The following is a 13557-nucleotide window of genomic DNA, read 5'->3' as shown; positions in this document are numbered from 1 at the left end:
CCGAGGATTACCACGACTTCACGTGGCGCCGCTCCTTGATCTCCTGCGACAGCATCTCGACGAAGCCCGCGAGCGGCATCGCCTTCTGCTCCTTGATGCCGTACCTGCGCACGGTCACCGTCTGCTCCGTCTCTTCCTTGCCGCCGACGACGAGCAGGATCGGCACTTTGCGCGTCGCGCCTTCCTGGATCTTCTTGCCCATCGTGGCCGAGCTCGTGTCGAGCTCCACGCGCACGAGATCCTCGCGGAGCAGCGCCTCGATCTTCTTGCCGTACGCGAGGAACTTGTCGCTCACGGGGATGATCACGACCTGCACGGGCGCCAGCCACGTCGGGAACGCGCCGCCGAAGTGCTCGATGAGGAACGCGATGAAGCGCTCGTGCGTGCCCATCGGCGCGCGGTGGATGCAGTACGGCGTCTTCTCCTTGCCGTCCTTGTCCGTGTAGGCGAGCCCGAAGCGCGCCGGGACCGCGAAATCGAGCTGATTCGTGGAGAGCGTGAACTCGCGGCCCGTCACCGTGACGAACTGGAAATCCACCTTCGGCCCGTAAAACGCAGCCTCGCCGGGCGAGAGCTTGTAGTTCGCCCCCATCTCCTCGAGCGCCTCGGTCACGAGCCGCTCCGAGAGCGCCCAGTTCTCCGGATCGTCGACGTACTTCGACCCGCGCTTCGGATCCGCCGGATCCCAGAGCGACAGGCGCATGAAGTAGTTCGTCAGTCCAAACAGCGAATAGTACCGCTCATGGAGCTTCATGACCGCCTGGAACTCCTCCTTGAGCTGCTCGGGCGTCACGTAGATGTGCGCGTCGTTCATCGTCATGCCGCGCACGCGGGTGAGGCCCTGGAGCGCGCCCGCGCGCTCGAAGCGGTAGACCGAGCCGTACTCGGTGTAGCGCAGCGGCAGATCGCGGTACGAGTGCTTCTCCGAGGCGAACACCATGTGGTGGTGCGGGCAGTTCATGGGCTTGAGGTAGTACGCCTCCTCGGGCCCGCCCGCGCCGCGCCCCTCTTCTTCGAGCACCATCGGCGGGTACATGCCGTCCTCGTAGAGCGGGATGTGGCCCGAGGTCTCGAAGATGCCGCGCTTCGTGATGTGCGGCGTCGCGACCTTCTTGTAGCCCGCGCGGAACTCCATCTCGTGCGCGAGCTTCTCGATCTCGTGCCGGATCGCCGCGCCATTCGGCAGCCAGAGCGGCAGGCCCTTGCCGATCTCGTCGCGGATCGCGTAGATGCGCAGCTCCGCCCCGAGCTTGCGGTGATCGCGCTGCTTGGCCTGCTCCACGGCCGCGACGTACTCGTCGAGCTCCGCCTTCGTGTTGAACGCGTAGCCGTAGATCCGCGTCATCATCGCGTTGCGCTCGTCGCCGCGCCAGTACGCGCCCGCGAGCGCGTGCAGCTTGAAGGCGTCCGCCGGGATGTCGCTCGTCTTCGAGACGTGCGGCCCTTCGCACATGTCGACGAAGCCACCGTTGGTGTAGAAACTAATTTCGCGGTGACCCTTCTTGCTCGCGAGCTCCCGCGCGTACTCGGCCTTGAAGGGCTCGCCCATCTGGCTCTCGATGCGGGAGAGGGCTGCGTCGAGGGGCAGGTCCTCGTGCGAGAAGGGCTGCGCCGCGGCGATGATCTCGCGCATCTTCGCCTCGATCGCGGGCAGCTCCGCGTCGTTCACCGGCTTCGGCAGGATGAAGTCGTAGTAGAAGCCGTCGTCGATCGCCGGACCGAACCCGAGCTTCGTCCCCGGGTAGAGCGTCTGGACCGCCTGCGCCATGACGTGAGCGAGCGAGTGGCGGATGCGAAACAGCTTCTCGTCCTGGGGTTTTTCTTCGATGACGGGCATGGCTCGGATCTCTCGGTTGGGCTCGGCCTGTCCACCGGCCGAGCCCTCTCGGTCGAGGTCCCGGCCAGCACAAAGCTCTTGGTTTGGGGCGCAGAACGTGCGCCACCGCGGCCCCGAAAGCAAGCGAGGTCCGCCCGCGCTGGCCGCCTCCGGGTCGGAAAAACGCCCGGGGGAGCGCAGGCCGAGGTTGCCTCCGGGGGGCCATCTCGCTACCTTCCGCGCGCTTTACGGTGCGGTGCGCCCCGGGCGCACACTTTCGAGGAGCAGGGAAGGCATGAGCGGCCACTCCAAATGGGCCACGATCAAGCGGAAGAAGGGCGCGCTCGACGCGAAGCGCGGCAAGATCTTCACGAAGCTGATCAAGGAGATCACCGTCGCGGCGCGCATGGGCGGAGGCAACGTCGACGGTAACCCGCGCCTGCGGAAGGCGGTCGCGGACGCGCGCAGCCAGGCGATGTCCGCCGACAACATCAAGCGGGCGATCCAGCGCGGCACCGGCGAGATGGAGGGTGTGAACTACGAGGAGATCGTCTACGAGGGCACGGGCCCCGGCGGCACGCTCTTCATCGTCGACGTGATGACGGACAACAAGAACCGCACCGTCGCCGAGATCCGCAAGGTGTTCGAGAAGAGCAACGGCCAGATGAGCTCGGGAGGCTCGGCGGCGTGGGCCTTCGATCGCAAGGGCCTCATCACGCTCGCGAAGGACGCGGCGACCGAGGACCAGCTCATGGAGATCGCCGTGGGCGCGGGCGCCGACGACTACTCCGACCAGGGTGAGGAGTGGCAGCTCACGTGCAGCGTGGAAGTCACGGACCCTGTCGTGAAGGCGCTCGAGGACGCGAAGATCGCGGTCAAGTCGAGCGGCCCGGCGTACGTCCCGAAGAACAAGAAGCAGGTCGAGGGGCGTGACGCGGAGCTCTGCCTGAACCTCTTCGACGCGCTCGACGATCACGACGACGTGCAGAACGTCTACGCCGACTTCGACGTCTCCGAAGACGAACTCGCGCGCATCGCCGGCTGAGTCGCACGAACGAAAGGGCTCTTCCGCATCGGAAGAGCCCTTTTGCGAGCCCGAGCAACATTCGGACTCGAACGAGCTCTGCAACGAGCCTGGGGAAGGACCGTCTTACGGGGTCGCCCGCGTGATCGCGTGGGCCTCGATCAAACGGTTCCTGATACCCTCTGCCTTCGCATCGGAAGGAGACCCCATGGCTGACTTCGGCAAGCTCGTGCTTTCGGTCCTCGCGTTCCCTGCCTTGCTCCTCGCCTCCTCGCAGGCGCTCGCCATCGAAACCCCTGCCGCGTGCGGGAAATTCGATTTCAACAAGAACGGCCTCGGCTGCGAGATCCGCGTCGAGGGCGGCTGCGAAGCCGACTGCACGTCGCTCCGGTTCACCGCCGGCTGCGAGGGCGGATGCACCGCGTCGGCGTCGACGTCGTGCACCGATAACTGCGGCGTGAGCTGCATTGCGGAGTGCGACCCCTCGAAGCTCGATTGCATCCAGGGCTGCCACGACGAATGCGAGCAGCCGTTCATCGCGGATTGCCAGTCGAAGTACCCCGATCGCGATTGCGTGACCGACGCGAAGGCGAGCTGCACCAGCCGTTGCCGCAGCCAGTGCGAGGTCCAGCCGAGCAACTGCATCGAGCACTGCGACACGTGCTGCATGGGCGCGTGCACGGCGAACATCAACATGGATTGCGACCTCACCTGCTACGCGAAGCTCGAAGGCGGATGCAGGGTGCAGTGCCGCGAGCCCACGGGCGCGCTCTTCTGCAACGACCAGTACGTGTTCGCCTCCGACGTGAAGGGATGCATCACCGCCCTCATCGAGCAGGGCCTGCAGGTCGACGTCTCGGCCCAGGCGCAGGGCGAGTGCACGATCACGCTCGGCGGCGCGGACTGCTCGGGCTCGGGCGAGGCGAGCGGCCTCGGCTGCTCGGCGTCACCGGGACAAACCGAGTCGCCGTTCGCCGTGACGGGCATCGCGCTCGGCCTCGCGGCCATGGGCATCTCGGTCGCGCGGCGTCGCAATCGCAAGAACGGCTGATTCGCGCGTTCGATCGAAACGCGGTGAGAGGCGCTCGCGGGCCGTCCGCGGGCGCCTTCGTGTTTCAGGGGCTCCAGATCGGGAACTCGAACACGCCCCACGTGAAGAGCGCATGCGCGAAGAGCGCCGGCGGCAAGCGATCCATCCGCATCGCGAGCCGGCCCCACACGAGCGAATACGCGACGCCCGCCGCGACGAGCAGCGGGTTCGGCCCCACGCGCGCATCGCCGAGCAGGAACATCGTCGGCAGGTGCGCCACGCCAAACAGCGCCGCCTGCAAGAGCCACGCGCGCAGCCACCCGAACGACGCGAGCAAGGCGCGCTGCACGAGGCCCCGCCAGACGAGCTCCTCGAGGGCCGCCACCACGAAGACCGCCCCGCCGAGCAGGTGCCGCCCCTCCGCGGCCGGATCACCGAGCGTCGCGTAGACGTGCATGATCCACGCGGCCCGCGGCGACGGCGGTGACGTCACGAGCAGGTGCACGCCCGTCGCCACGCCGTAAAGCACTGCCGCCACGATCGCGCCGACGGTCAGATCTCCGCCGCGCGGCCTGAGCTGCTCGTCGAGCTCATCCCGCGCGCGCAAGCGCCACACCGTGAACGCCGCGAGCGCCGTGTACACGATCACGAGCGAGCCGAGCATCCACGGCGTGCCCGCGTGCTCGTCCGAGAAGGCGAACCCCACGGCGAGCGCGGTCGCCACGGTCACGCCGCCCGCGATGAAGAGCGCCTCCCGCTTCGACGTGGGCTCCTCGGTCACGTCCTCGCCGGCGCCCGCCTCCTCATCCGGGACCTCGTCGTCCGAAGCCTCGCTCACCGGCACCTCTGCGCCACGCGATCGAGGATCCGATCGGCGAGATCCCGCTTCGACATCACCCCGAGCGCCTCCGCGCCGTTCGCCGTCACGATCGTTGCCCGGTTGTCCTCGCGGCCGAACGAATCCTGCGCGTGGTTCGCGACCACCATGTCCACGCGCTTCGCCTGCAGTTTGCCCCGCGCGTACGCCACGATCCCCGCGTCGTCGGCCGTCTCCACGGCGAACCCCACGAGCACCGGCCGCGCCCCCGTCCGCGCCGCGCCCACCTCCGCGAGCAGATCCGGGTTCGGGATGAGCTTGATCTCGAGCGCCTCCGCCGATCGCTTCCGCTTCGTCGCGCTTTGCTCGGCGGGCCGATAATCGGCCACCGCGGCCGACATGATCAGCGCGTCCGCGCGCCCGAGATCCGGGCCCATCGCTTCCCAGAGCGCCTCCTTCATCGCGAGCGCGCCCCGCACGTCGACCCGCGTCACGCCCCGCGGCGTCGCGAGCGCGACCGGCCCCGCGACGAGCGTCACCGATGCGCCCCGCGACGCCGCGCGCTCCGCGACCGCAAAACCCATCTTCCCTGTCGATCGGTTGCCGAGGAACCGCACCGGATCGAGATCCTCCACCGTCGGCCCCGCCGTCACCACGATCCGGATCCCCGCGAGATCCCGCGTCTCCACCGCCGCGAGCGCCGCGTGCGCGATCTCCGCGGGATCGGCCATCCGCCCCATGCCTCGTTCGCCCGAGGCCACCTCGCCCTCCACCGGACCGATGAGCGAAACGCGCCCGTCCGCCGCGAGCGTCGCCACGTTCCGTTGTGTCGCCGGATGCCCCCACATGCGCGGATGCATCGCGGGCGCCGCGAGCACGGGCCCTTGCGCGCACAGCACGAGCGCCGTCAAGAGATCGTCGGCGCGGCCCGCGGCCATCCGCGCGATGAGGTCCGCCGTCGCCGGCACGATCAGCACGAGGTCCGCTGTGCGCCCGAGCTCCACGTGTTTTTCCCCGGGGTAGCCCGGATCGAACATCTCCTCGTGCACCGGCTCGCCCGTGATGCCGGCGAGCGTTTGAGCTCCCACGAACTCACGCGCCGATCGGGTGAGGAGCGGGATCACGCGCGCCCCTGCTTTTTTCAGCAGACGCGCGACCTCCACGGCCTTGTAGGCGGCGATGCTCCCGCTCACGGCGAGCACGATCGTGGGGGGGACGGACGAGGGAAGAGCGGCGAACACGGGGCCGGAAAGGTTGCACGAAATGGGGCGAGCGTACATGCCCCCCGCCGCGGTAGGCTCCGGCCGTGTCCGACGCGCCCGAAACCACTTCGACTTCCGCCGATCCACACGCCGCCCAGCGGGCGCGCAGGGACACGCTCGCGGCCGAAGCGGACGATCTCGCCCGCCGATCCGCGCGCCTCTCGGGCCTCCGCGGACTCCTCTTTCTCGTGGCCCTCGGCTCACTCGGGTACGGGTTTTTCCGTTCGCTCCCGACGATCGGCTGGGTCCTCGTCGCGCTCGGCTGGGCCGTCTTCATCGCGGTCGTCGCCGTGCACGGCGCGCTCGTCACGCGCGAGGCCGAGGTGCAGACGAGGCTCGGGATCGTGGACCGCTCGCTCGCGCGCCTCGCCGGCAAACTGCCCGAGGCGCTCTCGAACGGGCCCGCGGCCGAGCCGCGCCATCCGTATGCGATCGACCTCGACGTCTTCGGATCCGCCTCGATCTTCCGCCTCCTCGACGAGACCCGCACCGCGCCGGGCACCACGACCCTCGCGCGCTGGATCGGCGAGCGCGCCTCGCCCGCCGAGATCGCCGCGCGACAAGAGGCCGTGCGCGAGCTCGCGGGCCTGCCTGCGTTCCGTGAAGACCTCGCCACGATCGGCGCCTCTGCGGGCACGCGCGGCCGCTCCACCGAGCCGCTCGTCGCGTGGGCCGAGGCCGAGCCCGTGCTGCGTGATGGTTTGTCTCGTGCACTCGTGCGCGCGGCGTTCGTCCTCGTGCCCCTCACCGTGGGCCTCTTCGCGCTCTCGCATGGCCTCGGCAGCGCGCTCCCGCCGATCCTCCGCCGGGCCTACCTCGTGCCGTTCGTCCTGCAGGTCGTCGTCCTCTTCGTCCTCAGCGCGAAGATCCAGCCCGTGCTCGCGCAGGCCTCGTCGAAGGAGGCTCCGTTCGGCCGCTACCGCGACCTCTTCGCGCGCATCGAGGCCGAGCCGCTGCGCGCGCCGCGCCTCGTCGAGCTCCGCTCGGCCTTGCTCGGCGGCGACGACGGCGCCTCGGCTTGCCGCGAGCTCGCCACGTTCGAGCGCGTCCTCGGCTTCGTCGAGCTCCGGCACTCGGGGCTCGCGCATATGCTCCTGAACGTCTTCTTGCTCTGGGACGTCTTCTGCATCGTCGCGCTCGAGCGCTTCCGCCTGCGCGCGGGGCGCCATGTGCGTGGCTGGTTCACCGCGCTCGGCGAGATCGAGGCGCTCGCGAGCCTCGGCGCGTTCGCGTACGAGCATCCGACGTTCGCGTTCCCCGTCGTCGAGGAGGGCCCGCCGTGCTTCGTGGCCGAGCGGCTCGGGCATCCGCTCATCCCGGCGCGCTCGCGATGCGACAACGACCTCGCGATCGACGGCCCGGGGCGCGGGATGCTCGTCACCGGCTCCAACATGAGCGGCAAGAGCACGTGGCTCCGCTCGATGGGCCTCGCGGCCGTGCTCGCGCAGGCGGGTGCGCCCGTGTGCGCGCGCTCCCTCCGCATGACGCCGCTCTCGGTGCGCACGAGCATGCGGATCAGCGACTCGCTCGAGCAGGGCGTGTCCCATTTTTATGCCGAGCTCGAGAAGCTCAAGTCCGTGGTCGACGCGGCGGATCACGGCGAGCCTGTTTTTTTCCTCCTCGACGAGGTCCTGCACGGAACGAACTCGCGCGAGCGTCACATCGGCGCGCGCGCCGTCGTCGTCCACCTCCTCGACAAGGGCGCGATCGGCGCCGTCACCTCGCACGACCTCGCGCTCGCGGACCTCGAGGCGCAGACGGGCGGCCGGGTCGAGAACGTGCATTTCGAGGAGCACGTCGAGGACGGGAAGATGACGTTCGATTACGTGCTCCGGCCCGGCGTCGTCTCCACCACGAACGCGCTCCGGCTCATGCGGCTCGTCGGGATCAACGTCGCGCTCCCCGACGCGTGACGACATTCGCCGCGGAGTTGATCCGAGGGGCCCGGATTCCGTAGAATACCCTTCCGCCTTTCCTCGCTCGGTCGCTGGGGCCGCGCCCCGAGGAGCCTCTTCATGGTCAGCCGAAGACGAACCTACCTGCGCCTCGCCGCCGTGGGGCTCGTCTCGCTCTTCGCCTCCGCGCTCCCCTCGGCCTGCGCGCTCGACGTGTACGGCTCGTACGACCCCGACGCGCCTTGCACCGTCGGCGTGTCCGCGCCTTGCTACACGGGCCCGCTCGGCACGGCCGGCGTCGGGGCTTGCAAGGCGGGCACGCAGGTTTGTCGTATCGATCGCACGTTCGGCGCGTGCCTCGGCGAGGTCGTTCCCCGCAAGGAGGATTGCTTCACGCCCGACGACGAGGATTGCGACGGCGAAGATCGCGGGGACGAGGAGTGCCTCTGCGCGCCCGGCGACACGCTGCCTTGCGAGACCGGGCAACTCGGCGCGTGCGCGGAAGGCGCCCGCACGTGCACGCCCGACGGCCTCTCCTTTGGACCTTGCCTCCCGTTCGTCTCGCCGCAGCCCGAGGATTGCGCGTTCGAGGCCGACGAGGATTGCGACGGCGCCGCGCCCGGATGCACGGGCACCGTCGATCTCCACGTCTCCCGCGGCGGCCCGAGCTCGGACGTGGCATTCGCGGTCGCGACGAACGGAATCGTCCATGCGACGGCCGGCGTGATCGACGGCGACGTGACGTTCCGGACCGTGAAGACCGGGACGTTTTACGTGGACCGGCGCGTCGCGAACCTCGGCCCGACGTGGAGCCTGGAGGTCCCCTCCATGGGCGGCTGGGCGGCGGCGCGTGGCGTCGCGGTCGCGGCCACGTCCGGGGACGTCATCGCGGCGGGGGAGTTCCAGGGCTCGATGGATTTCGGCGCTGACAAGACGATCACGAGCGCAGGCAATGGCGTCGATCCCTTCGTCGTCGCGGTGGGCGCCTCGGGCAACGTGCGCTGGGTGCGCGCGTTCGGGGACGAGCAAGTCCAGTTCGCGAATGCCGTCGCGGCCGGGCCGGACGGCTGGATCGCCATTGCAGGCGAAGCCTCGGGCGTCGTCCATTTCGGCGGCACCCCGCTCACGGCGAGCGGCGCCGACGCTTTCGTGGCCCTCCTCGACTCCGAGGGCAAACACATCTGGAGCCGGGTCTACGGCGACGCCTCTGCGCAGGCGGCCTACGGCGTCGCGTTCACGGCCGACGGCGATGTCGTCGTGGCGGGCGAATTCGACGGGTCGCTCGATCTCGGCAGCGGCGCCCTTTCATCCGCGGGCGGCGGCGACGCCTTCGTGGCGCGGCTCTCGGGCGTGAATACGAATGCGAAATGGAGCGTCAAGCTCGGCGACGACGCGCTCCTGCAGCGCGCCTACGCGGTCGCGGTCGGCCCTTCCGGCGAGATTGCGGTGACCGGGATCTTCGCCGGATCGATCACGATCTCCGGCACGACGTTCACCAGCGCGACGTCGGTGGACGCATTCCTCCTCGTCTTCGAGCCCGAAGGCGCGCTCCGTTTTGCGAAACAGATCGGCGACGCGACCGGCGGCGATCAGATCGGCGCGGGCGTCGCGTTCGACGCGGCCGGCAACGTCGTCGTGACCGGCAGCTTCGAGGGAGCCATCGATTTCGGCGCCGGCCCGGTCCCCTCCGCGGGGACCGCCGACGTGTTCGTCGCGAAATACGCCGGGGCCGACGGCGCGCTCCTCTGGGCGAGGACGGCGGGCGACGCGGACGCGCAGCGCGGCTTTGGCATCGCGGCCCTGCCGGATTCGAGGATGCTCCTCTCGGGCGGATTCGCCGGCACCATCGAATTCGATGCCCAGGCCGCGCCGCTCATGAGCCAGGGCCTGCTCGACGTGTTCGTGGCTCGCCTCGCTCCTTGAGCCTTTTCGACGCGGCGGATTTGCGGGCAATCGCCTCGCGATGTCGCGTATCCTCTCTCCGCCCATGACCTCGCTCGCCCTCGGCAGCTGCATCCGCCGCGTCGTCGTGCACGCGCGCGGCGCCCTCGTCACTCGGGTCGTCACGCTCCCGGCCGCGCTCCCGAGCGAGCCGTGCGAGCTCGTCGTCGCCGGCATCACCCCGCTCTCCGAGCCTTCGAGCTTTCGCGCGCTCGCCAAGGGCGGCCGCGAGGTCGTCTCCGTCGGCGCGCGGTTCGTCGTCCCCGAAGGGCCTGCCAAGACCGGCGCGGCGCGCGAACGCCTGCGCGCCCTCGAAGCCGAGCGCGACGCATTGAACGACACGCGCACGCACCTCACGGGCCGCCGCAACCTGCTCGCCGGTGTGTCCTTCGATCTCGGCATGGATCGGCGCCTGCGGCAGGGAAATCCCCGGGCGCGGATCGAGGACGCCCTCGCGACCTCGCGCCTCGCCCAGGAGGAGCTCGCCGTGATCGATACGCGCCTCGCGGAGATCGAGGCCTCGATCGAGCGCGTCCAGCGCGGAATCGACGCCGCGCGCCTCGCCGAAGCGCAGGCGAGCACCGAGGAGCGCGCGGGTGCGTCCCGGCCGACCCTCGCTTGCCATGTACGCCTCGGCGCGGGGCAGGGCGCGATGGAGGCGCTCGAAATCGAGTACGTCGTCCTCGCCGCGCGCTGGTGGCCGACGTACAAGGCATGGCTCACGAAAAACGCGACGCGCGTGCGGCTCGAGCTCGACGCGCTCGTCGCGCAGGACTCGGGCGAGGACTGGAACGACGTCGAGCTCGCCCTCTCGACCGCCGACCTCGTCCACGACGCACGTTTGCCCGAGCTTCAATCGCTCCGGTTCGGCCGGGCGCAGCCCCCGGCGAAGCGCGGTTATCGCCCGCCGCCGCCTGGGCTCGACGCGATGTTCGAATCCTACGACGCGGCCATGGCGAAGATGCCGCGCGCCGCGCGGACCGACACGCCTCCTCCGCGGCCTGCCGCGCGTCCCGCGGCGCCCCCGCCGCCCCAGCAAACGTTCGGCGGGCCGCCGAGGGCTGGCGTGGTGCCGCAATCGTACGGCGCGCCGCCCCCGGCCCCGGGGAACGGCCCGTCGATGGATATGCCGGCGGCGGCGAAGCCCGCGGCGGCGGCCATGCCCATGCCTGCCCGGTCCGCGCCAGCGCCGAAAAAGGCGGCGAAGGCGGAGGAGGCGGAGGTCCTGTACTCGCTCTCGGCGCTCGTCGCCGCCGGCGGAGGCGGCCCCGAGGGCCTCCTCCAAGAACAGGATGCCGTCGCCAACAACGAATCCGCGCCGCCGCCGCCTCTCGAACCCGACGATAGCTGGCTCGAATTCGACGCCCTCGTGCTCGCCGCCGCCGAGGACAAACCGCGCCGCGGCCGCCTCGGCCGCATCCCCGACGACGCCTCGCGCCGCGAGGCGAGCCTCGCCCGCGAGCGCATCGGAAACCTCCCGAACCCTGCGCGCACGCAAGATCCGCTCGTCTCCCGCGGCCGCTTCGATCACCGCTACGACGCGGAAGGAAGCGGCGACGTCCCCTCGAACGGCCGTCCGCACCGCGTGCACGTCAAGATCGGCGAGGGCCCTGCGAGCCCGCGTTTTCGCGCCGTCCCGCGCGAATCGAGCGAGGTCTATCGCGAGGCCCGCATCGAAAATCCCCTCGGCGCGCCGCTCTGCGCCGGCCCCGTCGATGTCTTCCTCGAAGGCGCCCTCGTCACCACCGCCGAGATCGCGGCCGTCGATCGCGGCGGTTACGTGCAGGTCGGCCTCGGCGTCGAGGATCGCGTGCGCATCGCGCGAAACGCCCGCACCGAGGAGAGCTCGGCCGGCTTGCTCGGCGGATCCACCGTCGTGGATCACCACGTCACCGTGGACCTCACCTCGTCGCTCGGCGTGCCGATCCAGGTCGAGATCCTCGAACGGATCCCGGTCACCGACGACAAGGACGTCGCCGTAAAACTCACGTCCGCCGAGCCCGAGCCCGAGGTCTACGATCAAGCGGACATCGGCGCGCCCGTGCGTGGCGGCCGCCGTTTCCGCGTCGAGGTGCCCGCGAGCGGCAAGTCGAAGATCACCTACGCCTATCGCATCAAGCTGCCTGCCAAGAGCGAGATCGTCGGAGGAAACCGCCGTGAGTGAGCCCGTGGTGGAGCAGGTTCGTTCGGAAAAGCCCTCGCAGGATCGTGCTCATTCGAGCCGAGCCGCGCGCGTCACCCTGTTCGAGGACCGCGCCGAGGTCGTGCGTCGCGCCTCCTTCCGCGCCGAAAAAGGCGCGCGCTGGGAGGCCATCGCCGGCGTCTCGCTCCTCGTCGACGACGGCACGGTGCAAGCGAAGATCACGAGAGGCGAGGCGCGCGTGCTCTCGGCCCGCGTGCTCCGGCGCGCGCACGAGGAGCGCGTGCTCGGGCGCGAGGAGATCGAGGCGCTCGAACGCGAGGCGCGCGCCGCTCGGGATCGCGTCGCCGCCGCCGACCGCGCGATCGAGCGCCTGCAGCGCGGTTTGCAGCACCATTACGAGCTCGCCACGCAATGGGTGAAGAGCGCCTCGCTCGGCCCGCGCAAGGCATCGGAGCCCGAGGTCGCGGGCTCGTACCGTGATGGATGGCGCGCGATCGACGCGGCCGCGCAGGCCTCGCTCGACGAGGTCGCCCGCGTCCGCGAGGAGCGCGCGCAGGCCGACCTCGATCGTCGCCGCGCCGAGGCGCGCCTCGCCGAGGGGCGCGCGGAAAAACCGCGGTACGACGCGGTGATCGAGGTCGAGATCGACGCCCCCGAGGCGGACGACGTCGAGGTCGAGCTCACCTACCGCCTGCCCTGCGCGCTCTTTCGCCCCGAGCACCTCGCGCGCCTCGTCGCGGACGGGCCCGAGGCCACCGCGGGCACGGTCGAGATCGTCACGTACGCGACCGCGTGGCAACGCACGGGCGAGACCTGGGACGACGTCGAGCTGCGCTTCTCCACGGCGCGCCCTACCCGCGCCGCCTCGCCGCCGCTGCTCGCGGACGACGTGCTCGGAACCCGCAAGAAGACCGACGAGGAGCGCCGCAACATCGTCGTCGCCGCGCGCGAGCAGTCGATCCAGCTCGCGGGCCTCGATCGCGGTGCTCGCGCGGCCTCCGAGATGCCCGGCGTCGACGACGGCGGCGAGCCGATCACCTACACCGGCAAGGAGCGCGCCTCGCTCCCCTCGAATGGACGCCCGTGCCGCGTGGAGATCGGCCGCGTGACCGTGAAGGCCGAGCTCGCCCGCGCCGTCGTCGCCGTGCGTTCCCCCGCGGCGCACCTGCGCGCCACGGCCACGCTCGAAGGCGCGGGGCCGCTGCTCGCGGGCCCGGTGCGCCTCGCGCGCGGCGCGAGCCTCGTCGGCCGCGCGCGCCTCGATTTCGTGGGCAAGGGCGAGCCCTTCGAGCTCGGCTTCGGCCCCGACGACGCGATCCGCGTCCGCCGGAGCGAGGACGAGAAGCGCGACACGCAAGCGATCACCGGCGCGCAACGCCTCGAGCGCAAGGTCACGCTCTACCTCTCGAACCTCTCGAACAAGGCGCGCAAGGTCCTCGTCACCGAGCGGATCCCGGTCAGCGAGATCGAGGACGTCGAGATCCACCTCGCCGACGCCGGCGGCTTCTCCCTCGACAAGGACGGCTTCTTGCGCGCCACGGTCGAGGTCGGCGCGCACGCGACGCGCACGCTCGTGTACACGTTCGAGCTGCGCGCCGGCGCGCGCGTCGTGCTGCCCGCGTTCTGACG

The 13557-nt window shown here is 70.5% G+C and carries 9 protein-coding genes; 6 read left to right on the top strand and 3 right to left on the bottom strand.

The features are described from left to right. Positions 1–7: 7 nt before the first annotated feature. Positions 8–1837: a threonine--tRNA ligase gene (thrS, locus tag QHF83_RS24355; protein ID WP_282420317.1), complete on the bottom strand. Its 1830-nt coding sequence runs from the start codon at positions 1835–1837 to the stop codon at positions 8–10. A 274-nt stretch (positions 1838–2111) separates the two neighbouring features. Between thrS and QHF83_RS24350 the strand changes: the two genes are divergently transcribed. Together QHF83_RS24350 and QHF83_RS24345 are read left to right on the top strand one after the other, a co-directional pair. Next, positions 2112–2861: a YebC/PmpR family DNA-binding transcriptional regulator gene (locus QHF83_RS24350; RefSeq protein WP_282420316.1), complete on the top strand. Its 750-nt coding sequence runs from the start codon at positions 2112–2114 to the stop codon at positions 2859–2861. Positions 2862–3048: 187 nt separating this feature from the next. Beyond that, positions 3049–3891, top strand: a complete 843-nt coding sequence (locus tag QHF83_RS24345; protein WP_282420315.1) for a hypothetical protein — start codon at positions 3049–3051, stop codon at positions 3889–3891. 64 nt (positions 3892–3955) lie between these two features. Here QHF83_RS24345 and QHF83_RS24340 read toward each other — a convergent pair whose 3' ends face one another. Continuing rightward, entirely contained in the window at positions 3956–4708 is a 753-nt protein-coding gene (locus QHF83_RS24340) for a CPBP family intramembrane glutamic endopeptidase (protein WP_282420314.1), read from the bottom strand. Next, on the bottom strand, positions 4705–5928 hold the full coding sequence (gene coaBC, locus QHF83_RS24335) for a bifunctional phosphopantothenoylcysteine decarboxylase/phosphopantothenate--cysteine ligase CoaBC (RefSeq protein ID WP_282420313.1): 1224 nt from the start codon (positions 5926–5928) through the stop codon (positions 4705–4707). The genes QHF83_RS24340 and coaBC overlap by 4 nt, the downstream gene beginning before the upstream one ends. Before the next feature lie 65 nt (positions 5929–5993). On the opposite strand from coaBC, the gene QHF83_RS24330 reads away from it, so the two are divergent. The 4 genes from QHF83_RS24330 (at position 5994) to QHF83_RS24315 (ending at position 13555) form a co-directional block, all read left to right on the top strand. Further along, a complete protein-coding gene (locus tag QHF83_RS24330; RefSeq protein ID WP_282420312.1) occupies positions 5994–7862 on the top strand; it encodes a MutS family DNA mismatch repair protein in 1869 nt (622 codons plus the stop codon). 102 nt (positions 7863–7964) lie between these two features. After that, positions 7965–9767: a hypothetical protein gene (locus tag QHF83_RS24325; RefSeq protein WP_282420311.1), complete on the top strand. Its 1803-nt coding sequence runs from the start codon at positions 7965–7967 to the stop codon at positions 9765–9767. A gap of 64 nt (positions 9768–9831) precedes the next feature. Next, positions 9832–11949 (top strand): DUF4139 domain-containing protein, encoded by a 2118-nt coding sequence (locus QHF83_RS24320; RefSeq protein ID WP_282420310.1) that lies wholly within the window; start codon positions 9832–9834, stop codon positions 11947–11949. Further along, positions 11942–13555, top strand: coding sequence for a DUF4139 domain-containing protein (locus tag QHF83_RS24315; RefSeq protein ID WP_282420309.1), 1614 nt, complete (start codon positions 11942–11944; stop codon positions 13553–13555). The genes QHF83_RS24320 and QHF83_RS24315 overlap by 8 nt, the downstream gene beginning before the upstream one ends. The last annotated feature ends 2 nt before the right edge of the window (positions 13556–13557 follow it).

Source organism: Polyangium sp. 15x6 (assembly GCF_029960785.1).
In the GTDB taxonomy this organism is placed as follows: domain Bacteria; phylum Myxococcota_A; class Polyangia; order Polyangiales; family Polyangiaceae; genus Polyangium.
The sequence above is the reverse complement of the archived record's forward strand: the minus strand, read 5'-3'. Positions and strand labels throughout refer to the sequence as shown.

Bases quoted from the DNA above. Each gene is read 5' to 3' on its own strand.
- thrS (WP_282420317.1), bottom strand. From the start codon at position 1,837: ATGCCCGTCATCGAAGAAAAACCCCAGGACGAGAAGCTGTTTCGCATC.
- QHF83_RS24325 (WP_282420311.1), top strand. From the start codon at position 7,965: ATGGTCAGCCGAAGACGAACCTACCTGCGCCTCGCCGCCGTGGGGCTC.
- QHF83_RS24345 (WP_282420315.1), top strand. From the start codon at position 3,049: ATGGCTGACTTCGGCAAGCTCGTGCTTTCGGTCCTCGCGTTCCCTGCC.
- QHF83_RS24350 (WP_282420316.1), top strand. From the start codon at position 2,112: ATGAGCGGCCACTCCAAATGGGCCACGATCAAGCGGAAGAAGGGCGCG.
- QHF83_RS24320 (WP_282420310.1), top strand. From the start codon at position 9,832: ATGACCTCGCTCGCCCTCGGCAGCTGCATCCGCCGCGTCGTCGTGCAC.